Origin of the sequence: uncultured Pedobacter sp. (genome assembly GCF_913776295.1) — a bacterium.
GTDB lineage: Bacteria > Bacteroidota > Bacteroidia > Sphingobacteriales > Sphingobacteriaceae > Pedobacter.
Window position 1 is genome coordinate 44,569 of the sequence record NZ_CAJYOJ010000073.1, and the last position, 19,849, is coordinate 64,417.

Sequence of the window (19,849 nt, forward strand, 5' to 3'; positions counted from 1 at the left end):
AACAACACAAATTTAATACTTTTATCATAAAAGACCGAACGCCATAGCTTAATTTCCTACCTAAATTTCTTCATAGCAGCCCAGAGTTTATCATCCATACCATAAATATCAGGACGGTATTCGATCTGATTATGTTGAGGCCAGGCCGTAATGTAGGTAATCAGTAAAGGCACAGGTTTCTTTGGCCCGAACCAGGCGGGCTTTAATTGAAAGGCCTTGGTTGTATCTGCCTTTTGGGCCAGGCGTTTTTTATACCATTTTATATGGGTACTATCTATTGGAGGTAAGTCAACCTCTGCCCTAAGTTTGTCATAAGTATAAGAATCTTTCACCAAAAGTTCAGCAAATTCAAGTGGTTTTTCGACGCGTACACAACCATGACTGATGGCCCGGTTCGTCAGGTTAAATCCGTTCTTGTTATTGGTATCGTGGAGGTAAATACTTGAGCTGTTATCAAAGATAAATTTAAATTTTCCTAAGGCATTTCCTCCTCCAGATCCCTGCTTAAATCTGAACGGTAATTTATCACGGGAATACCTTCTCCAGTTGATCGTATCAGGCTCTCCAATCAGCTTGTCTTTATAGTATACTTTAATGTTACTGTTCGACAAATAATAGGGGTCTTTTCTGGCCATCCAATAGATCTCACTTTGCGCAATACTTACTGGAATATTCCATACCGGATTGGCCTGAATGGAACTGATTTTACTGAATAATAATGGGGTCTCATGGTTCTTCGGTTTATCATCTAGATTACCCGATTTTGCAAAGGCTTTTAGCTTCTCTTCGTAGTCTTTTTCACGCCTCCCGCCTACGCATACTTTCATGGTAATCAGGGTATCCTTTTGATCAAACCAGGTCAACCTAAAATCAGGAATATTTACCTGCACATAATTGCCTCCCGTCTCCGGCATTCTCCAACGAAAACGCTCCATATTCAATGATAAAATCCGCTTTTCAGTTTCTGAATTTGCATTTAAATAAGCAGCTTGCAAAGCCCGGTACTGAGCTGATTTCGGCTGAACAGTTCTTAGGGTATCAACTAAGCTTTTACCCGATAAAAGATTAATCATTCCAAAACTATCAGGACGCTTAACTTTGATGTAGTAACGTGAAAAAATCGTCCGGGGATTTACTAAACCATATTTAAGATAGTTATTATAATTGAGGTAAGCATTTACAGATAATAGTTCCAATCTCGCAATTACAGGATAACTTTCCTGCACTTTTTTAAACTTATTGGCTGTTAACTCGGCCAGCAAACCTTTAATTTCATCTACCTTAAAGATTTTTGGGTTAAATCCATGTACCCTGCTTTGATCTAAATAACTCACTAAGGTATCTAACTGGCCATTGATGTAGAATTGCGTAACCAATCTAGGTTGCGTATTATTAATCGCGTAGAAAGCTTTTATGGATTTAGGATTTACGAATTTACCCGAAAGACTGTCCATTGTTTTCACAAAAACGCTATCGTAAGCTACAGTATCAAAATCTTTATAAATCTTATTTTTGAAATGTTCAGCGAGTACTTTACCAATCTCCGGTGGGCTTTTAAACCACCCACATGCAGATATAACTAAAATTAAGGGCAGAATAAGAAAGTGAAACTTTTTCAAAAGCGTAGAATTTTAATATAAAATAAACTTTAATGATAATAAAAACAGCATAATGGCAAATTAAGTGCCATTATTTTTTGTTTTACCAAATCAAACACTATATTTGCCAGCGCTTATCAGCTAACGTATTGATACTGGCAGAAATAATTTATGAATTTAACTTTGAACCATCACTTACATTTACACCATCGCCGATAGGCGATATGATATGTTTGTTTTGTACTTCAAAACTTTTTTCCGTAAAATAATTTCCTGTTCACTCTATATTCAATACTTTGAAAACACTTAAAATTGCTATCCAAAAATCGGGTAGGTTAAACGAAAAATCTGTAGAAATACTTAAAAACTGTGGTTTATCTTTCGAAAACTACAAAAGTTCACTCATCTCCACTGTTACCAATTTTCCTTTAGAAATCCTTTTCCTGCGCGATGATGATATTCCTGAATATGTACAGGATGGCATTGCCGACCTGGGTATAGTTGGCGAAAATGTGATTGTAGAAACCAAAGCTGAAGTAGATTATCTGCAAAAATTAGGCTTTGGGAAATGCACCTTAAAAATTGCCGTTCAGGCTACCAGTAACATCCAAAAACTGGAAGAGTTAAACGGTAAAGCGATCGCTACTTCTTATCCGGTAATCCTCGAAAAATTTTTACAGGAAAAAGGTATAACATCTGACATCAGAACCATTTCAGGATCGGTAGAAATTGGTCCGGGTTTAGGATTAAGCGATGCCATTTTTGACATCGTTTCGACAGGCGGAACATTAAAAAGTAATGGCCTGAAACCATTTGCTGACGTCATGCAATCTGAAGCCGTTTTAATCGGAAATAAGGCTATAGCCAACAATCCGGAGGTTGCAGAATTATTGCAACGTATCCGCTCTGTACTGAGTGCAAAATCAAACAAATATGTGGTGCTGAACGTATCGAAAGACAACCTCCAAAAAGTAGTTGATTTATTGCCAGGCGTAAAAAGTCCTACCGTGGTTCCACTCTTCGAACCGAACTGGGTAGCCGTTCATTCCGTAATTGCCGAGGAAGATTTCTGGGACAAAATCAACAGCCTGAAAGCTGCGGGTGCCGAAGGTATTTTGGTAATGCCAATTGAGAAAATAATACGATAAAACTTCAAAAATACCTATTAACTATTAGTTAATTTTAAAATATAAACCATTGAAAATCTACAATTATAAAGATTTATCTAAATCGAAAATTGAAGAACTGTGTTCCAGACAGATTGAAGATGATAAATTGATTGAAAGTCGTGTTGCCGACATTGTAAAATCAGTAAAAGCAGAAGGTGATAAAGCCCTTTTTAATTTCGCCAAAGCCTTTGATCAAGTTGAACTGGAAAAACTTTTTTTAGATGGCGAAGAGCTTAAAGCAATTGCAGCCACTATCCCAGCTGAAGCAAAAAAAGCGATTGATACTGCGTACGAAAACATCAGAAATTTTCACCTTTCGCAGTTGAAAAAAGAAGATAAAGTAGAGACGATGCCAGGTGTAGTTTGCTGGCGGGAAGCGAGGGCAATTGAAAAGGTTGGACTTTATATTCCGGGGGGAACAGCAGTGTTGCCAAGTACATTTTTAATGCTGGCCACACCAGCACTTATTGCGGGTTGTAAAGAAATTGTCGTATGCTCTCCGCCACAAAGTGATGCCCGCCTGCCGGACGGACAGGGCAAAACCAATTGTTACCTGGCTTATTGCGCAGTGTTATTAGGTATCGAAAAAGTATTCCTGATCGGAGGCGCACAGGCAGTAGCTGCTATGGCTTTTGGAACAGAAAGTGTACCACAGGTATATAAGATCTTCGGACCTGGCAACCGCTATGTAACCACAGCTAAAACCATGGTTCAAAATAAGGTGGCTATCGATATGCCTGCCGGACCATCGGAAGTATTGGTCATTGCTGATGAGACTGCCAATCCGTCATTCGTTGCAGCTGATCTTCTTGCGCAGGCAGAGCATGGTATTGATAGTCAGGCTATTTTATTATCTACCTCTAACTATATCATCGCTGAAACCTTAAAAGAAGTTGAAAATCAGCTGGCTATTTTGCCTAGAAAAGACATCGCTGCCAAAGCGATTGCCAATTCATATGCTGTTTTAACGAAGAATCTTGATGAAGCAATGCAGTTTTCAAATGAATATGCACCAGAACATCTGATATTGGCCACTGAAAACTTTGCAGACATCATACCTTCAATCACCAATGCGGGATCAGTCTTTCTTGGCAATTTCACTCCCGAGAGTGTTGGCGATTATGCCTCGGGAACCAACCATACTTTACCAACCAGTGGCTTTGCAAAGGCTTATTCAGGCGTATCAACAGATGCTTTTTTGAAGAAAATCACTTTTCAGCATTTATCTTCACAAGGCTTGAACAATATTGGCGCTACAGTTGAGATACTGGCAGCAGCAGAAGGCTTAGAGGCGCATAAAAATGCGGTGAGTGTTAGATTAAGCCTTGAGTCAAAAGACCGAAGTCAGGAGTCGGAAGATAAATAAGTATAAAGCAAAACCGAAAATAAGATTAAGTCATTTCAATAAATCCTGTAGAAAGTATAACGTATAAGCTTTAGGCCAATGCCAATCCCTTTTACCTTTTACCTTTTACCTTTTACCTCAAAAAATGGACATTAACGATTTAGTAAGAGAAAATATAAAAAACCTTCGCCCCTACTCTACCGCAAGGGACGAATTTAAAGGTCAGGCGTCAGTATTTTTAGATGCCAATGAGAACAGTTATGGTTCACCGCTGCCTGCTAATTATAACCGCTATCCGGATCCTTTACAGCTGGACCTGAAAGATGCCATAAGCAAAATAAAAGGTGTGCCAATAGAGAATACTTTTTTAGGAAATGGCAGTGATGAAGCAATAGATTTGTTGTTCCGCGCTTTCTGTAATCCTGGAAAAGACAATGTAATTGTGCTGCCTCCAACTTACGGAATGTACGAAGTTTCGGCCAATATAAACGATGTAGAAATACGCAAAGTCAGCCTGCTTCCAAACTTCCAGTTGGACATGGAAAAAATCGCAGAAACGATTGATAAAAACACCAAATTAATTTTCATTTGTTCACCAAATAATCCGACCGGAAATTCGATAAACCGGGAAGATATTGAAACCATTTTAGCCAACTTTAATGGTATCGTTGTAGTGGATGAAGCGTATATTAATTACGCCCGTCAGAAGACCTTTATCCAGGAGCTAACCGAGTACGCAAACCTCGTGGTTTTGCAAACTTTTTCGAAGGCCTGGGGGCTTGCCGCTTTACGTTTAGGCATGGCTTTTTCTTCGACAAAAGTGATCGATGTTTTGAACAAAATTAAGCCACCTTATAACATCAATCAGGCCACTCAGGATTTAGCATTTGAAGCGCTAAAAAATATCGTTCAGGTGAACGATTGGATTAAAGAATCTGTTGCAGAAAGAGAGCGTTTAAGTAATGCATTAAATACAATAAAAATTGTAAAAAAAGTGTATCCATCTGATGCAAATTTTATCCTCGCAGAAGTTACAGATGCGCTTAAAATTTATGATACGTTAGTGGAGCAAGGCATCATCGTACGCGATCGTTCTAAAGTTACCTTATGTGAAGGATGTTTAAGAATTACGGTAGGCACAAAAGAAGAAAACGACAAGCTGTTAAATGTTCTTGAAAAATTTTAAGATGAAAAAAATATTATTTATAGACCGGGATGGCACTTTAAATATTGAGCCAGATGACGAACAGGTAGATAGTTTTGCGAAGCTTAAATTTTATCCGCGTTCGTTATATTATTTATCGAAAATTGCAGCCGAACTGGATTACGAACTGGTGATGGTGACCAACCAGGATGGATTGGGTACACTTTCAAATCCTGAAGAAAATTTTTGGCCGATCCATAATTTCATGCTGGACACTTTTGCCGGCGAAGGTGTTCATTTCAGCGAGATTGTAATTGACAGAACTTTTGCAAAAGACAATGCGCCTACCCGAAAACCTGGCACAGCTTTATTGACGAAATATTTTAGCGAAGATTATGACCTCAAAAACTCTTTCGTCATCGGCGATCGGCTGAACGACGTTATTCTGGCCAAAAATTTAGGAGCAAAAGCAATCTTTCTTCGCCAGAACGATGCCTTAGGCTCTACAGAAGCGTTAGATAAACATGAAACACTATTGGATGTAATTATTCTGGAAACCAAGAAATGGGAAGATATCTATAACTTGCTTAAAGCAGGAAGCCGGAAAATCCATCATGAACGTAAGACCAATGAAACCGACATCACCATTAACCTCGACCTGGACGGAACAGGAAAGGCTAAAATTGAAACCGGTTTAAACTTTTTTGATCATATGCTTGATCAGATTGCCAGACACGGTAGTGTTGACCTGGAGGTAATGGCAAAAGGTGATTTACATATTGATGAACACCACACTATAGAAGATACCGGTATTGCACTCGGCGAAGCCTTTGCTAAAGGATTGGGTAATAAATTAGGCATCGAAAGGTATGGTTTTTGCTTACCAATGGACGATTGTTTGGCACAGGTAGCAATTGATTTTGGAGGAAGGAACTGGATCGTTTGGGATGCTGAATTTAAACGTGAAAAAGTAGGTGATATGCCAACGGAGATGTTTTATCATTTCTTTAAATCATTTAGTGATGCCGCAAAATGCAATTTAAATGTAAAAGCAGAAGGCGATAATGAGCATCATAAAATTGAAGCTATTTTTAAAGCTTTTGCAAAAGCCATTAAAATGGCGGTTAAACGTGATGCAGAAAAAATGGTATTGCCGAGCACCAAAGGAATGTTATAAGAAAGGTGGAAGGCTGAAAGGTTTAAGGCGGAGGGTTTAACGTCCATCCGTTGTTAAATAAACGCGATAGAGCTGAATAGCCCGCAGCGTAGCGAGGACTATAAGCGATAGCGGGACTACAGGCCCTATGAAAAACTGACTTTCATTTTCAAATTTTATAAAAAGTGTCTTGTCTTGATACTCGATACTAAATACTTGATACTAATATGGTTGGAATTATAAACTACGGAGCAGGCAATATTTTCTCACTTACCGCAGCATTAGACCGCTTAAGTGTGACCTACGGCATGGTCAATACAGAAAATGACCTTGAAAAATACAGCCACATCATCATCCCTGGTGTTGGCCATGCAGGTGCTGCAATGGAAAAACTAAAGGGGACAGGTCTGGTCGAAGCCATTAAAAAACTGATCAAACCCGTGCTTGGTATCTGTGTAGGCATGCAGCTCATCACTGAACATTCTGAAGAGGGTGATGCAGCGCTTCTAAATATCGTTCCGGTGAAAACCAAAAAATTCGATAAGTCGCTGAACATCAAAATCCCCCATATGGGCTGGAATGCCGTGAGGCCAAAAAACAGTTTATTATTTAAAGGCATTGAAGATAATACACAATTTTACTTCGTGCATTCGTACTTTATTGAATATAACCCTACTTTTGATATCGCATCTGCTGATTATGGTTTGAAGTTTTCAGCAGCGGTACAAAAAGATAATTTTTACGGCGTTCAGTTTCATCCCGAAAAATCGGGAAAAGCCGGAGAACTAGTATTAAAAAATTTTTCAAACTTAAGCTTATAAAATGTACATAATACCTGCAATTGATATTTTGGATGGAAAAGTTGTCCGTCTTCGTGAAGGCGATTACAACCAGAAAACGGAATACGATGTTTCCATTCCTGAAATGATAGAGAAATACCGCTCGAACGGGACAGATTTTATCCATATTATCGACTTGAATGGAGCCAAAGGTGATTTTAGCAATCAAAAAACACTTTTTGAGATCATTAAAAAAACCGATATGAAAGTGCAATATGGAGGAGGCATCAGAACAATTGAGCAGGTGACCAACTTGCTTGATGCAGGTATCCATAGGGTAATTGTGGGCACACAAGCCATTACCAATCCTGATTTCTTGCGACAACTGAGCGAGGCTTTTGCAAAAAAAGATGATTATGCTAATCGAATTGTTATTGCGATTGACGTTTTAGATGAAGTAATCAAATATTCAGGCTGGATGGAAAGCTCGCCAATCAAGCTCATGGACTATGTGGATAAATGTCTTTCGCTGGGATTTTTCCGTTTCTTATGTACCGATATCAGTAAAGATGGAAAATTGGGAGGTGCAGCGATTGAATTATACCAAAAATTATTGGAACACTCACCAATGATCAAATTAATCGCTTCGGGTGGTGTAAGTTCAATGGATGATATTTATGAACTGGCTAAATACCCGATCAGAAGTGTGGTCGTTGGAAAAGCTATTTACGAAGACCGGATCACTATTGAAGAGATTAAAGAGTGGAATTTGAAGGCGCTATCTAGCATATAGCCCCCCATCCCCCTGAAGGGGAGTTAATTAGCATAACAGAGTATGACCTATAAAAAAAATGAGGACGAATCAGACTTCTTTGAAGTCAATGAGCCTAATATGTTTTATGGCGCATCACCCATAATTTTTGGAAATGCTAAAAAATTAAGAAATACCGTAACTGAAGCAGAAAGTTTATTATGGCAAGTAATTAGCAATAAACAATTAGGAGTCAAATTTAGAAGACAACACCCAATTTCGTGTTTTATCGCTGACTTTTATTGTCATGAGGCAAAATTAATTATTGAATTAGATGGAAGTATACATGATCTACCAGAGATTATGAATAAGGACATTGAACGACAAAAGTGCCTTGAAGGATTTGGAATTAAAGTAATTAGATTTAAGAATGCTGAAGTATATAATAATTTAAACTCAGTTTTGGAAAAGATAAAAGATGCCGTATCGGCAAAGCAATTGGCAACTCCCCCATCGGGGGGCGGGGGGCTTAGTAAACGAATAATCTCCTGTCTCGACGTTAAAGACGGCCGTACGGTAAAAGGTGTAAACTTTGTTGATTTACGCGATGCCGGCGATCCGGTTGAACTGGCCGCCCAATACGCGCAACAAGGTGCAGACGAATTGGTATTTCTGGATATTACGGCCACGCATGAGCGTCGAAAGACCATGATTGAGATGGTAAAATCGGTTGCGCGACAGTTAAACATTCCATTTACCATAGGCGGAGGCATAACCGAAATTGCCGATGCCGAGGCACTTTTAAATGCTGGGGCCGATAAAATCAGCATTAATTCTGCAGCCGTGCGCAATCCTAAACTGATTGAAAAACTCGCAAAGGCTTTCGGTGTGCAATTTGTGGTTTTAGCGGTGGATACCAAACACGTAATGGGCAAAAATATGGTCCATTTAAATGGTGGAAGACTAATTACTGAGCTGGAAACCGAAAACTGGATTAAACAGGCCGAAGATTTAGGCGCCGGCGAGATTTTGCTAACTTCTATGGACCATGATGGTACTAAAGCGGGATTTGATTGCGGTTTATTAGGTAAAATTAACCAAATGATCAATATCCCAATCATTGCATCTGGTGGGGCAGGAAATATGGAACATTTTACCGAGGTATTCCAAAAAGCCAATGTTGATGCCGCGCTGGCCGCTTCCGTATTTCATTATGGCGAAATCCTGATTCCGGATTTAAAACAGGAATTGAAAAGGAACAATATTCCGGTAAGAATATAAGTTAGTCCGAAGTCGGCAGTCCACAGTCTGGAGTATGCTCTTCCGAAATAAAAAAATAAAATGACAATCGATATTAATTCCCTTGATTGGGATAAAACTGCAGGCTTACTACCCGTAATTATCCAGGATTATAAAACCTTAGAAGTTTTAATGCTGGGTTATATGAATGCCGACGCTTTGGAAAAAACCCAGACTGAAGGTAAAGTAACCTTTTTTTCACGCTCTAAAAACCGCCTTTGGACAAAAGGTGAAACCAGCAACAGCTTCCTTTATGTAAAGGAACTTTTTGTAGATTGCGATAACGATACCATCCTGATCAAGACCGATCCTGTTGGTCCAACCTGCCATACCGGAAGCCGCAGTTGTTTTAAAACCGATTTTAACCAGAATTTCATTTTTGAACTCGAAAACATCATTAATGATCGTTATGAAAACCCGGTTGAAGGCTCTTATATCAACAAAATGCGGAACAAGGGGCTTAATAAGATTGCGCAAAAAGTTGGTGAAGAAGGTGTAGAAACCGTTATTGCCGCGCTAGCTGAAACGGAGGAAGAATTTATAGGCGAAGCATCAGATCTGGTTTTCCACTTATTGTTTCTGTTAAAAGAAAAAGGCCTGTCTATTCAGGATATTGCAAAGAATTTAGAGAAAAGACATCGATAAGGTGGAAGGCAGGAAGGTTGAAGGTGTAAGGTTTTAACTATTGAGGATCGATTCTGAACCAGAACTAAAAAGCTTTGAAAATACAGGATAAAATTACCGAGGTAATAAAGTCGAGAATTTTAGGCTGGCATTTTTCGGCTATTTTCATCTCTGCATTTTTAATATGTTCTTTACTTTACAAATTAGTTATTCCAATTTTATTTTGGATGGCTCTAGGAGAAAGCGCAGAATCTGATAGAATCTCGAATTTACCTTTTAATATGTTTATTGGAGAATGGATAGCGTTAATTTTAACTACTCTACTATGCGCGTTTCTTACATTGATAAATTTGAAGAAATTAAACTTTCGACGGGCAAAATCTTATCTATTAACCATATCAATAATTTCTATATTATATTTATTGAGAACTCAAATTGGTGACTTTCTATTTGAAGTTTTTCAATAATAATTGTTCATTAGATTAAATTGTAAATTAAATTGAAAACGAGTATTAATTTTGATGAATTAAATATATTTGTAAAGAGTAAAACACCTACAAACTATTATTTTAAAATATTTTTATTCCTTTTCAATACCACTGCTATCACTGGATTATTCTGGTTTGCTTTTAGCCTGCAAGAAGGAAAGCCAAACATTTTTCCATTCCTCCTACCGATTGCGTATTTTTTTACACTTGGCAAATATTTAATTTGGAATACTTTTGGAGAAGAATTTTATATCATCAGTACAACTCATATATCCTATCAGCACAGTTATGGATTTTGGACAACTAAACTTAAAACAGCTAAATATTATTCTATTAATGAATTACAGAATAAAGGAAGCGAGGGTGTAAGCTTTATTTTCCAAGATTATACTGACGAAAAATTACCAACAGAAGTATTCAGTACAGCGCTACCCATCTCTGTTGCTGATTCAGCGAGAATTTTTAACCGATTAAATGAAATGAAAGTTAATGAATTTGGTGAAGGCATAAATTTTCCAAAGATTTTTGCGAATTAAATGATACTTATTTAAAGGCATAAATAAGGTTTAAAAAAAAGGTAAATAGCTTTAAGTTACCAGATGCTTAAACCCTATACCCTAAACCTTAAGCCCTAAACCTCAAGAAAATGCTCAAGCACATCAAAACACTTCCTGGCCACCAAAACCCTGTTTATGCCCTTGCCCATTCTGATCAGGATGAATTATTTTTTAGTGCGGGTAACGATAAAGGCATTGTTGAATGGTCTTTAGCTGAAATGGCTTTTGTGAAGGTTAAAATGCCTGTACAAAGTTCAGTTTATTGCCTGCATTTTTTCAATCATCAGGTATTTGTGGGCGAAAGAAGTGGTGCTTTTAGTGTTTACGACCTGAAAGAACAAAAGGTAATTGTAAGGATAAATGCACATATCAAACCTATTTTCGATATACAAACGGTAAAAAGTAAAAATGAGCTGATCACCACTGGCGAAGATGGAACCGTAGCGGTTTGGTCGTTAAATGATTTTAAGGAAATTTACCGCTTTCAGGCAGCTTATGATACCGTTCGCACCATTGCTATCGCTCCGGATGAAATGGAAATTGCATTTGGCTGTAAAGATCACCTGGTTAAAATTTATAGTCTGCTTGACTATAGCCTGAAGCAAATCCTTGAAGGGCATAAACTTCCGGTTACTGCGTTAGCTTACCACCCTGAAAGCAGGTATTTAATTTCAGGTAGCCGCGACGCACAGCTTAAGATCTGGAGGCTGCCAGATTATGAGTTGATACAAACTGTACCCGCCCACATGTTTACCATTTATGATATTGCCTTCCACCCCACCCGGCCCTACTTTGCCACCAGCAGCCAGGATAAAAGCATTAAACTTTGGGATGCAGAAAATTTTAAACTCTACAAAATATTAAGTTTGGAGAAGGCTGGCATCGGTCACACCCATTCCATCAATAAAATCATTTGGAGTAATGATGGCAGATACCTAATCTCTACAGGTGATGACAGACAGGTAATGGTTTGGGAGATGGAATAACTTAGTTTGTTAGAAACCGTCGTCACCATGAATTTATTTCAGGGTATCTCATTAAAGATGCTAAAACAAATTCAGCATAACGATTTCAGCGTAATTAGAGCAAAACACCATCATTTTTGAATAAGATATAATTGACGAAAGTTATCCCACAAAACGTTTAATAATTCTCAATTTGTGCGAATATTTCCCCAGTTCTTTGTTAAAAATCCCCTGATCATCAATTGGATCAATTTTAACCTTTGCGGAAGAATGAATGATTTCATTCGGGCTTAGCATAATGCCAACATGAGTTATTTTGCCTTCTTCATTATCAAAAAAAGCAACATCACCTGGCTGACACTCGGCCAGAAAGCCAACCAATTCACCTTGTTCGGCCTGCTGGGCAGCATCGCGGTTTAATTTAATGCCCAACATTTTAAATACGGTTTGTGTAAAACCCGAGCAATCTAAGCCAAATAAATGCCGTCCGCCCCATAAGTATGGAATGTTCTGAAAAAATGTAGCGGTTTCCGTTAGTTTATCTGTAAAATTCACAGCACGATTATCGTATGCTTCGAAATTCAGTTTAAATCTTTCTTCGCCAGCATAACAATATCCATCTTCTAAGAAAGGAAGATTACTTGCCGGACTTAAATGATATAAACTGCCATCATTGGCCGTTAACGCGTTATTGAAACTTAAAGGCGCGAGCAAATGGCAGTCGTGCATTTGGGCAAACTGATCCTGATCAATAGGTGCCAGCTGCCTGAAATCCATCCAGCCTTGATAACCATCATAACCGTTCTGGATCAGCCACCAACGTTCTTCTTTCTGAATGATTTCAACATGATCACCAAATAATAATTGTGAAACAATTTCTGCTTTATCTGATGCCTCTGCTCTTAACGGAGCCACCGCGACTCTACAAATACCGTATTGACTTTTCATATATTCTGCTCAAGAAACTATTGTAAAACTAATAAAATACATTCATTGCCTAACATTTTGCATACAAATTTGTTATTTTTATGATGTTCATTTTTAATATGCCCGCCATGAATTTTAAAAAGATATTAATTGCCGTTGATAATAGTACCTGCTCGGAAAAAGCGGCGAAAGCCGGTTATGATATGGCTGAAAATTTCGGGGCAGAAGTAGCGCTGGTTAACATTATCGAACCTATACCGGCTAATGTAAATCCAGACTTAACACTGGCACCGGTTTTCTTAGAAACCTATGATAACAGCGAAGAAAACAGCCACGTTTTATTAAAAGAAATGGAGACTAAATACGGAAAAGGAATACCGACCACCTACCTGAGCGTTATAGATACCGCAGCACATGGCATTATTCAGCAATCAGACGAGTGGAAGTCAGACCTAATCGTTATAGGAACTTACGGCAGAACAGGTTTATACCACTTTTTAATGGGAAGTGTAGCGGAACATGTAGCCCGTAAATCTGCCTGCCCGGTTTTGATTATTCCTAATAAGAGTGAGGTAGACTAGTGAGCTTAACCCGAAAAAATTTTCTTCATTAAGAGAAAATTTAGTTTGTAAAATCAATATAAATTACGGAGGGATAAAAAAGTTAGAATATTCGAAGTAGCGTCATTTCGAACGCAGTGCCGCCTGTGCGGACAGGCCTGACCGTACAGGCGGGGAGAAATCTTTTAAAGTAAATTTCAATAATTCGATTCAAAGATCTCTCCATTTCGCTATACTACAGTCGGGATGACGAGCAAACCAGAAGAGTTCTGTATGTAACATCAAACCAAAACTCGGTAAACGAAAAAAAGTCTCACATTACGCGAGACTTTTTTTGTAAATATCTAATAAAGACTATCCTTCCTGGTGCAACCAGGCTTTCTTAGCCAATAATTCTTCTTCTGTTTCGCGGATATCCTCATCATCCACACAACAATCAACCGGGCAAACTGCCGCACACTGAGGCTCGTCATGAAAACCTTTACATTCCGTACACTTATCGGAAACGATATAATATACCTCATCTGAAACTGCCTCCTGAGCGGCATCAGCTTCTATCTGTTGATTACCAAAATCAATGATACCCTCCAAATTAGTACCATCAGAGAAACGCCATGCAGTTCCCGCATCATAAATTGCGTTATTCGGACATTCTGGTTCACATGCCCCACAATTTATACACTCATCTGTTATTTTAATTGCCATGTTTTCGTCTAATTCTTTTGCTTAGTTTACCTTTGCGCTGCAAATATAAGATATAATCCGTTAATAATAATTCTAAATATGTCAGCATTAACTCAAGAAAAAGCAATAATTGCGTTCAGCAAACTCGGCAGAAAGCTTACAAACCCTACTGACATACTGGGAGATGCACTTTATGCTGCCGAAAGTGCCAATGCATGGTTTACTCAGGAAAATATCAAAAAATCGATCTTATCATTTGCTGAGATGTTAAATGAATCAGATCTGGCCCTTTGGTTTCAATCCGTACAGTTTAGTACATCCCCCAAAAAGGTAGGCCTCATACTGGCAGGAAACATCCCCTTAGTAGGCTTACATGACATTTTATGCGTTTTAGCGACCGGGAACAAGGCCCTGATCAAACTTTCTTCCTCAGATGACAGGCTGATTAAAATTGTTCTTGCCGAACTGGTTAATATAGAAGCTGCTTTTACAGATCGGATTGAATATGTAGAGCGTTTAAAAGACTTTGATGCGGTAATTGCTACCGGAAGTAACAATTCATCCAGATATTTCGATTATTATTTTGGTAAAGTACCCAACATTATCCGCAAAAACAGAAACAGTATTGCCGTTTTAAATGGTACGGAAAGTAAAGAAGATATCCAAAGGCTGGGCGCTGATATTTTTGATTATTTTGGCCTGGGTTGCAGGAATGTCTCTAAAATCTATTTTCCGAAAGGATATGACATTGCTAAATTTTATGAGGGAATTGAAAGTTTTCAGTCCATTATTAACCATTTCAAATATCAGAATAACTACGATTATAATAAATCTATTTACCTGGTAAATGCTGCCAAACATTTTGACAACGGCTTTTTACTGTTAAAAGAAGATGAAAGTTTGGCTTCACCGTTGGCCGTGCTTTATTACGAAGAATATGAAAACCTGCAGGATATAGAAGATAAACTGAAAGCTAAAGCTGCTGATATCCAATGTGTAGTCACTCAATCGCCAATAAATATAGCCGGATTTGATTTTGGCCAAAGCCAGCACCCAAAACTCTGGGATTATGCCGATCAGGTAAATACAATCGAGTTCTTAAATAGCCTAAATTGAATTTCTGAACGTTAGTCTTTCCCCTTTCTACTTTGGTCTTTCAGCTTAAATAGCTATTTTTGGACACAATGTATATCGTAAAAGTTAAAGGCATAGCCAAAATTCCGGATTACGTACAGTTAAGAGATGACAAGTTTACACTTTTAGCTTATTTTAGGGTAGACAGGCCTGATAAATCACTGGAAAAACTGGGGCTTGGCGACAAGCAGGAATACATTATGGAAATGGTAAAAGATTTGCCTTTCGGGCAGATTTCAAAATTAGAAATATAATATGGCAGGCAACTCAGTAATTCATTTAAGCAATGTTGATGTTTTTCAACAGAAACATTTAGTCCTCTCCAATGTAAATTTACACATCGAAAAAGACGAATTTATATTCCTGATCGGGCAAACGGGGTCTGGAAAGAGCAGCTTGCTTAAAATATTATATGGCGACCTTCATATTGGCAATGGTGAGGGTAATATTGCCGGCTTCGACCTTAGAAACCTGAAAGAAAGCCAGGTACCGTTCTTACGCCGTAAATTAGGCGTTGTTTTCCAGGATTTTCAACTGCTTACCGATAGAACTATTGAAAAAAACCTTGAATTTGTACTTAAAGCTACGGGTTGGAAAGACGAAAAGCTGATCAACGAGCGTATTAAAGATGTTTTGGATAAAGTGGGCCTGCGTTCTAAAATCAAAAAAATGCCGCACGAAATTTCGGGTGGCGAGCAACAGCGTATCGTAATTGCAAGGGCTTTACTTAATGATCCTGAAATTATCCTGGCTGATGAGCCGACAGGTAACTTAGATCCCGAAACTTCTGAAGAAATTGTCACCCTGCTGAAGCAGATCAGTCAGACAGGAACGGCAGTTTTAATGGCCACACATGATTACCATATCATCCGTACTTTCCCATCGCGTATTATCAAATGTGAAAACGGCATCGTTCACGAAGGTGTACAAATAGCATAAAATTTCTGACATCCGTCAGCTAATCAGCCAATCTGTTCAGATAATCGCATATAAATCTGACAGCTTGGCTGATTTACGTTTATGGCAAAATAGTTGAGATTAACAGAAAAAAATTCAGCCTTATATTATGTTTAATAAGAAGAAAAATAACGATAAAGAAGAAAATATAATGAACCCTGAAAACACGTCAGAAAATACTACGGAAAATGTAGAAAATACTGATGCTACTGCAAATGAGACTGAGCAAACACCAGAATTATCTGCCGAAGAGAAATTGCAGGCGGAGGTTCAACAGCTTAATGATAAATACCTGCGTTTATATGCAGAATTCGACAATTACAAACGCCGTACGCAAAAAGAGCGTGTAGAGTTGTTACAAACTGCGGGTAAAGATGTGATTGTTTCGCTTTTACCTGTTTTAGATGATTTTGACCGTGCGTTAAAAGCCATGGAAAGTGCTACTGAAGTAGCCCCTGTTAAAGAAGGTATTGCACTGGTCAGCAATAAATTAAAAAATACTTTGGCACAAAAAGGTTTAAAAGATGTAGAAAGCATCAATCAGCCTTTTAACACCGATTTCCATGAAGCTATCACCAATATCCCGGCCCCTACAGAGGATTTAAAGGGCAAAGTTATAGACGAGGTTGAAAAAGGTTATACCTTAAATGATAATGTAATCCGCTTCGCTAAAGTAGTAGTTGGAGCGTAAAAAATAATTATTGAATGATTGAGTTTTGAATGATTGAATTGAGATTCTTTCATCCCATCACTCAATCATTCAGTCATTTTATAAAAAAAGATGAGTAAAAGAGATTATTACGACGTGTTGGGCGTAACCAAAAGCGCAGGTGCTGACGAGATCAAGAAAGCTTACCGTAAGATGGCGATCAAATATCACCCGGATAAAAACCCGGGAGATAAAGCCGCTGAGGATAAATTTAAAGAAGCTGCAGAAGCATACGAAGTTTTAAGCAGCCCTGAAAAGAAACAGCGTTATGATCAGTTTGGCCACGCCGGTGTAGGAAGTAGTGCTTCGGGAGGTTATGGTGGTGGCAGCATGAACATGGACGATATCTTCAGTAATTTTGGGGATATTTTTGGTGGACACAATCCGTTCGAGAGCTTTTTTGGCGGTGGCGGCGGTGGCCAGCAACGTGGTGGGCGTAGAGTAGCCAAAGGTTCGAACCTACGCATTAAAGTTAAACTTACACTGGAAGAAATTGCCCATGGTGCCGAAAAGAAGATCAAGGTTAATAAACTGATTGTTTGTAAAACCTGCGATGGTTCTGGTGCAAAAGATAGATCATCGGTAAGTACCTGTGGTACCTGCGGTGGTAGCGGCCAGGTACGCAGGGTAACCAATACCATTTTAGGCCAGATGCAAACCGCATCTACCTGCCCTACCTGTAACGGAAGCGGTCAGCAAATTACCGCTAAATGTAATGTATGCCATGGCGACGGTGTGGTACGCGGTGAAGAAACCATTACCATCAATATTCCTGCTGGTGTAAGTGAGGGTATGCAATTGAGCATGAGCGGAAAAGGAAATGCAGCTCCGAATGGTGGTATCCCGGGCGATTTAATTATTTTAATTGAAGAAATTCCACACGAAACCTTAAAACGTGAAGGCAATAATGTTGTTTATGATTTGCATTTAAGTTTTGTTGATGCTGCTTTAGGGATGAGTATCGAAGTACCAACTATTGACGGCAAAGCCAAAATAAAAATTGATCCAGGTACCCAAAGCGGAAAGTTATTGCGTTTAAAGGGGAAAGGTTTACCAGAAGTAAATTCATACCATAGAGGTGATGAAATTATCCATATCAACATCTGGACACCAAAAGCTTTAAGCAGCGATGAACGAAATGTTTTGGAAAAATTACGTGAATCGCCAAACTTTAAGCCTCAGCCAGGTAAAAATGATAAGAGCTTTTTTGAACGAATGAAAGAATACTTTGAGTAAATAATCCGATATCATGAAGAAGCCGATGTTTTTAGCATCGGCTTTTTTGTTTATCATACTAATCTACAAAATTATTATAAGCAGAACGCATGCTATCCTGATGGCGGACTAATTCTTCAATATTATAATCCGTTAACTGGCCAGAAGCTGAAGCATCGCGCATCATTTTTCGTGCAGCAATTAAATATTCATTTAACCTTTCATTAAAATTTCTAAAATAGCCGTCCTTACCAGGATATTTAGTTGCATCTGGCACAGCCATAGCTACATGTTTTTGATGTTGTTCCTGAAGCGCCTGATAAGCAGTTTTCGCTTTAGCCTCTATGGATTTATAATTTTTAGTACTGGCCATTAACTTGGTAAATGCGGCAGTTGCACTCCTATCATCCTTAAGTGCAAATATGTATTCTTTTAAGGGGTGAGTTTTCAAAATTACCCGTTCTGCATCATCTCCGATCAGGTTTAGTTTAGCCAAAACCAAGTCGTCGTGCGTGTAGTATTTTTTACCCATACTATAAATAGAATCAACCAATGCTTTTCCTTTATTTCCCTTGTCATCCTTCCAATCTTCTGCCTTGATGTACTCATTTAAAGATTTGTATGTTTCTTTGATTTTATCGAGTAAACCCGTCATTACGGTTACATTTTCTTTAAAAAATTTCTGATCATCTTTATTTAGCGCACTGGGCGGAGTTTCAGGCTTTAGCTTGCTTCTACTAATCGTAGGTGTCGAAAAAGGCTCTATTAAACCAATAAAAGCAAAGTGATCATTCGGATTTTGCAATCCCTTTTCAATTTTGATCACATTATTTTCGATACGCTTGATGTAATCATTGTTTTTATCCGTAAAACCTACCATTACATTGTTATATTCAATGATGGCATTCACATCGTTTTCATCTGCTTCGGCATAAGCAGTTTTAGCACTTTCGTCTTTTTTCTTATCATTTTTACAGGCTGTAAAAGACAGTATTAGCGCAAGTGCTGTTAATTTTAAGATCGTTTTCATAGTATAAATTGTTTTCATAAATCTGATTCCCGATCAGAGCAATTTTTAAACCAAAAAGTTTTCAAAAGTCACGCGCTTTATGATTTTAATATCTTTTTATTCAATTTCAATTATTTAAACCGGTTAGAATTAAGGTTACCAAAACGGCGCTAGGGTATTAATGTTAATGGAAGAGTTTTACAAATCCTTTAGAAAGTATCCCATTGCCTGGGCGTTATTTATAATTTTTGTTGTTGGATGGTCTTTACCTCTAGTCAGTATGGTTTTTCCTGATGCACCATCTGAAAAACTTATTTATCAAAAAGGCCAACACAATCCTACCGCAGTTTATTTACGCTATCTGTAGCTTATCTCATCATTAATCTTACTTTAGGTTTTACAGGCAAAAAAAACAACATTTATTTAACGCTATCCGCTTACATTGGAATTTCTTTGATCCTTTTTATAGCTATAGCCAATGGCTCATAAAGCTTTCTCGATCATGCCTGTTTTCCATTTGCGAAATGGAGAATTGGTTGTTCAGGTTTCTATGGCAGGATTTGAAAAATAGGTTTATTGGTGAAGTTCGAGGTGACCAGCTGACTCCTTCAATCACGTTAATAAATTGGATGGAAATCGTTATTTATTTATGAGGGGCTGACTAAAAAGGTACAATGCTAATCTAGTCAGCTTTTTTTTCTATGGCTATAGAATACCTCACCGAACTTATTTTGTTGGCTAACTTTTGATCGACCTTACATGAAATTGGGATTAAAAGG

At 38.2% G+C, this 19,849-nt stretch carries 20 protein-coding genes and 1 pseudogene; 17 read left to right on the forward strand and 4 right to left on the reverse strand.

From position 1 onward, the window contains the following. Nucleotides 1-56 precede the first annotated feature (56 nt). A complete protein-coding gene (locus tag QZ738_RS16620; protein ID WP_293788858.1) occupies nt 57-1,619 on the reverse strand; it encodes a L,D-transpeptidase family protein in 1,563 nt (520 codons plus the stop codon). Nucleotides 1,620-1,894: 275 nt separating this feature from the next. Between QZ738_RS16620 and hisG the strand changes: the two genes are divergently transcribed. The 11 genes and pseudogenes from hisG (at nt 1,895) to QZ738_RS16675 (ending at nt 11,896) form a co-directional block, all read left to right on the forward strand. Continuing rightward, nucleotides 1,895-2,746 (forward strand): ATP phosphoribosyltransferase, encoded by an 852-nt coding sequence (gene hisG / locus QZ738_RS16625; RefSeq protein ID WP_293788859.1) that lies wholly within the window; start codon nt 1,895-1,897, stop codon nt 2,744-2,746. 49 nt (nt 2,747-2,795) lie between these two features. Further along, complete coding sequence (gene hisD / locus QZ738_RS16630; RefSeq protein ID WP_293788860.1) at nt 2,796-4,133, forward strand: histidinol dehydrogenase; 1,338 nt, start codon at nt 2,796-2,798, stop codon at nt 4,131-4,133. A 124-nt stretch (nt 4,134-4,257) separates the two neighbouring features. Next, nucleotides 4,258-5,298 (forward strand): histidinol-phosphate transaminase, encoded by a 1,041-nt coding sequence (gene hisC / locus QZ738_RS16635; protein WP_293788861.1) that lies wholly within the window; start codon nt 4,258-4,260, stop codon nt 5,296-5,298. 1 nt (nt 5,299) lies between these two features. Beyond that, a complete protein-coding gene (gene hisB, locus QZ738_RS16640) occupies nt 5,300-6,433 on the forward strand; it encodes a bifunctional histidinol-phosphatase/imidazoleglycerol-phosphate dehydratase HisB (RefSeq protein ID WP_293788862.1) in 1,134 nt (377 codons plus the stop codon). Between the two features lie 206 nt (nt 6,434-6,639). Next, a complete protein-coding gene (hisH, locus tag QZ738_RS16645; protein ID WP_293788863.1) occupies nt 6,640-7,233 on the forward strand; it encodes an imidazole glycerol phosphate synthase subunit HisH in 594 nt (197 codons plus the stop codon). A 1-nt stretch (nt 7,234) separates the two neighbouring features. Further along, a complete protein-coding gene (gene hisA / locus QZ738_RS16650) occupies nt 7,235-7,984 on the forward strand; it encodes a 1-(5-phosphoribosyl)-5-[(5-phosphoribosylamino)methylideneamino]imidazole-4-carboxamide isomerase (protein ID WP_293788864.1) in 750 nt (249 codons plus the stop codon). Nucleotides 7,985-8,083: 99 nt separating this feature from the next. Next, a pseudogene (locus QZ738_RS16655) lies at nt 8,084-8,413 on the forward strand (endonuclease domain-containing protein); the annotation flags it as partial. 27 nt (nt 8,414-8,440) lie between these two features. Continuing rightward, on the forward strand, nt 8,441-9,223 hold the full coding sequence (gene hisF / locus QZ738_RS16660) for an imidazole glycerol phosphate synthase subunit HisF (RefSeq protein ID WP_293788876.1): 783 nt from the start codon (nt 8,441-8,443) through the stop codon (nt 9,221-9,223). 60 nt (nt 9,224-9,283) lie between these two features. Then, nucleotides 9,284-9,886, forward strand: coding sequence for a bifunctional phosphoribosyl-AMP cyclohydrolase/phosphoribosyl-ATP diphosphatase HisIE (gene hisIE, locus QZ738_RS16665; RefSeq protein ID WP_293788865.1), 603 nt, complete (start codon nt 9,284-9,286; stop codon nt 9,884-9,886). Nucleotides 9,887-10,364: 478 nt separating this feature from the next. Beyond that, nucleotides 10,365-10,889: a hypothetical protein gene (locus tag QZ738_RS16670; RefSeq protein WP_293788866.1), complete on the forward strand. Its 525-nt coding sequence runs from the start codon at nt 10,365-10,367 to the stop codon at nt 10,887-10,889. Nucleotides 10,890-10,999: 110 nt separating this feature from the next. Beyond that, nucleotides 11,000-11,896 carry a WD40 repeat domain-containing protein gene (locus QZ738_RS16675; RefSeq protein WP_293788867.1) on the forward strand — a complete coding sequence of 299 codons (897 nt, stop codon included), beginning with the start codon at nt 11,000-11,002 and terminating at the stop codon, nt 11,894-11,896. Nucleotides 11,897-12,037: 141 nt separating this feature from the next. Here the strand turns inward: QZ738_RS16675 and QZ738_RS16680 are convergent, their stop codons facing one another. Beyond that, nucleotides 12,038-12,823, reverse strand: a complete 786-nt coding sequence (locus tag QZ738_RS16680; protein WP_293788868.1) for a C40 family peptidase — start codon at nt 12,821-12,823, stop codon at nt 12,038-12,040. A gap of 107 nt (nt 12,824-12,930) precedes the next feature. Here QZ738_RS16680 and QZ738_RS16685 point away from each other — a divergent pair, with 107 nt between their 5' ends. After that, the gene (locus tag QZ738_RS16685; protein WP_293788869.1) at nt 12,931-13,383 is read left to right on the forward strand and encodes a universal stress protein; all 453 of its coding nucleotides are present in this window, start codon (nt 12,931-12,933) and stop codon (nt 13,381-13,383) included. Between the two features lie 333 nt (nt 13,384-13,716). Here QZ738_RS16685 and QZ738_RS16690 read toward each other — a convergent pair whose 3' ends face one another. Further along, a complete protein-coding gene (locus QZ738_RS16690; protein WP_205058424.1) occupies nt 13,717-14,067 on the reverse strand; it encodes a 4Fe-4S dicluster domain-containing protein in 351 nt (116 codons plus the stop codon). Between the two features lie 78 nt (nt 14,068-14,145). Here QZ738_RS16690 and QZ738_RS16695 point away from each other — a divergent pair, with 78 nt between their 5' ends. The 5 genes from QZ738_RS16695 to dnaJ all read left to right on the forward strand — a co-directional run bounded on the left by QZ738_RS16695 (nt 14,146) and on the right by dnaJ (nt 18,082). Further along, entirely contained in the window at nt 14,146-15,162 is a 1,017-nt protein-coding gene (locus tag QZ738_RS16695) for an acyl-CoA reductase (RefSeq protein ID WP_293788870.1), read from the forward strand. Between the two features lie 68 nt (nt 15,163-15,230). Then, nucleotides 15,231-15,434 (forward strand): fructose-6-phosphate aldolase, encoded by a 204-nt coding sequence (locus QZ738_RS16700; protein WP_293788877.1) that lies wholly within the window; start codon nt 15,231-15,233, stop codon nt 15,432-15,434. Nucleotide 15,435: 1 nt separating this feature from the next. Then, nucleotides 15,436-16,119: a cell division ATP-binding protein FtsE gene (locus tag QZ738_RS16705; RefSeq protein ID WP_293788871.1), complete on the forward strand. Its 684-nt coding sequence runs from the start codon at nt 15,436-15,438 to the stop codon at nt 16,117-16,119. A gap of 127 nt (nt 16,120-16,246) precedes the next feature. Beyond that, nucleotides 16,247-16,828 carry a nucleotide exchange factor GrpE gene (locus QZ738_RS16710; RefSeq protein WP_293788872.1) on the forward strand — a complete coding sequence of 194 codons (582 nt, stop codon included), beginning with the start codon at nt 16,247-16,249 and terminating at the stop codon, nt 16,826-16,828. 90 nt (nt 16,829-16,918) lie between these two features. After that, a complete protein-coding gene (dnaJ, locus tag QZ738_RS16715; protein WP_293788873.1) occupies nt 16,919-18,082 on the forward strand; it encodes a molecular chaperone DnaJ in 1,164 nt (387 codons plus the stop codon). A gap of 58 nt (nt 18,083-18,140) precedes the next feature. Here the strand turns inward: dnaJ and QZ738_RS16720 are convergent, their stop codons facing one another. Next, nucleotides 18,141-19,091, reverse strand: a complete 951-nt coding sequence (locus QZ738_RS16720; protein ID WP_293788874.1) for a hypothetical protein — start codon at nt 19,089-19,091, stop codon at nt 18,141-18,143. Nucleotides 19,092-19,849: the final 758 nt, after the last annotated feature.

What these genes read in the sequence shown, in the direction of transcription:
- hisC (WP_293788861.1), top strand. Translation starts at nt 4,258, where the DNA reads ATGGACATTAACGATTTAGTAAGAGAAAATATAAAAAACCTTCGCCCC.
- hisB (WP_293788862.1), top strand. Translation starts at nt 5,300, where the DNA reads ATGAAAAAAATATTATTTATAGACCGGGATGGCACTTTAAATATTGAG.
- hisH (WP_293788863.1), top strand. Translation starts at nt 6,640, where the DNA reads ATGGTTGGAATTATAAACTACGGAGCAGGCAATATTTTCTCACTTACC.
- hisA (WP_293788864.1), top strand. Translation starts at nt 7,235, where the DNA reads ATGTACATAATACCTGCAATTGATATTTTGGATGGAAAAGTTGTCCGT.
- hisIE (WP_293788865.1), top strand. Translation starts at nt 9,284, where the DNA reads ATGACAATCGATATTAATTCCCTTGATTGGGATAAAACTGCAGGCTTA.
- QZ738_RS16675 (WP_293788867.1), top strand. Translation starts at nt 11,000, where the DNA reads ATGCTCAAGCACATCAAAACACTTCCTGGCCACCAAAACCCTGTTTAT.
- QZ738_RS16680 (WP_293788868.1), bottom strand. Translation starts at nt 12,823, where the DNA reads ATGAAAAGTCAATACGGTATTTGTAGAGTCGCGGTGGCTCCGTTAAGA.
- QZ738_RS16685 (WP_293788869.1), top strand. Translation starts at nt 12,931, where the DNA reads ATGAATTTTAAAAAGATATTAATTGCCGTTGATAATAGTACCTGCTCG.
- QZ738_RS16690 (WP_205058424.1), bottom strand. Translation starts at nt 14,067, where the DNA reads ATGGCAATTAAAATAACAGATGAGTGTATAAATTGTGGGGCATGTGAA.
- QZ738_RS16695 (WP_293788870.1), top strand. Translation starts at nt 14,146, where the DNA reads ATGTCAGCATTAACTCAAGAAAAAGCAATAATTGCGTTCAGCAAACTC.
- QZ738_RS16700 (WP_293788877.1), top strand. Translation starts at nt 15,231, where the DNA reads ATGTATATCGTAAAAGTTAAAGGCATAGCCAAAATTCCGGATTACGTA.
- QZ738_RS16705 (WP_293788871.1), top strand. Translation starts at nt 15,436, where the DNA reads ATGGCAGGCAACTCAGTAATTCATTTAAGCAATGTTGATGTTTTTCAA.
- QZ738_RS16710 (WP_293788872.1), top strand. Translation starts at nt 16,247, where the DNA reads ATGTTTAATAAGAAGAAAAATAACGATAAAGAAGAAAATATAATGAAC.
- dnaJ (WP_293788873.1), top strand. Translation starts at nt 16,919, where the DNA reads ATGAGTAAAAGAGATTATTACGACGTGTTGGGCGTAACCAAAAGCGCA.
- QZ738_RS16720 (WP_293788874.1), bottom strand. Translation starts at nt 19,091, where the DNA reads ATGAAAACGATCTTAAAATTAACAGCACTTGCGCTAATACTGTCTTTT.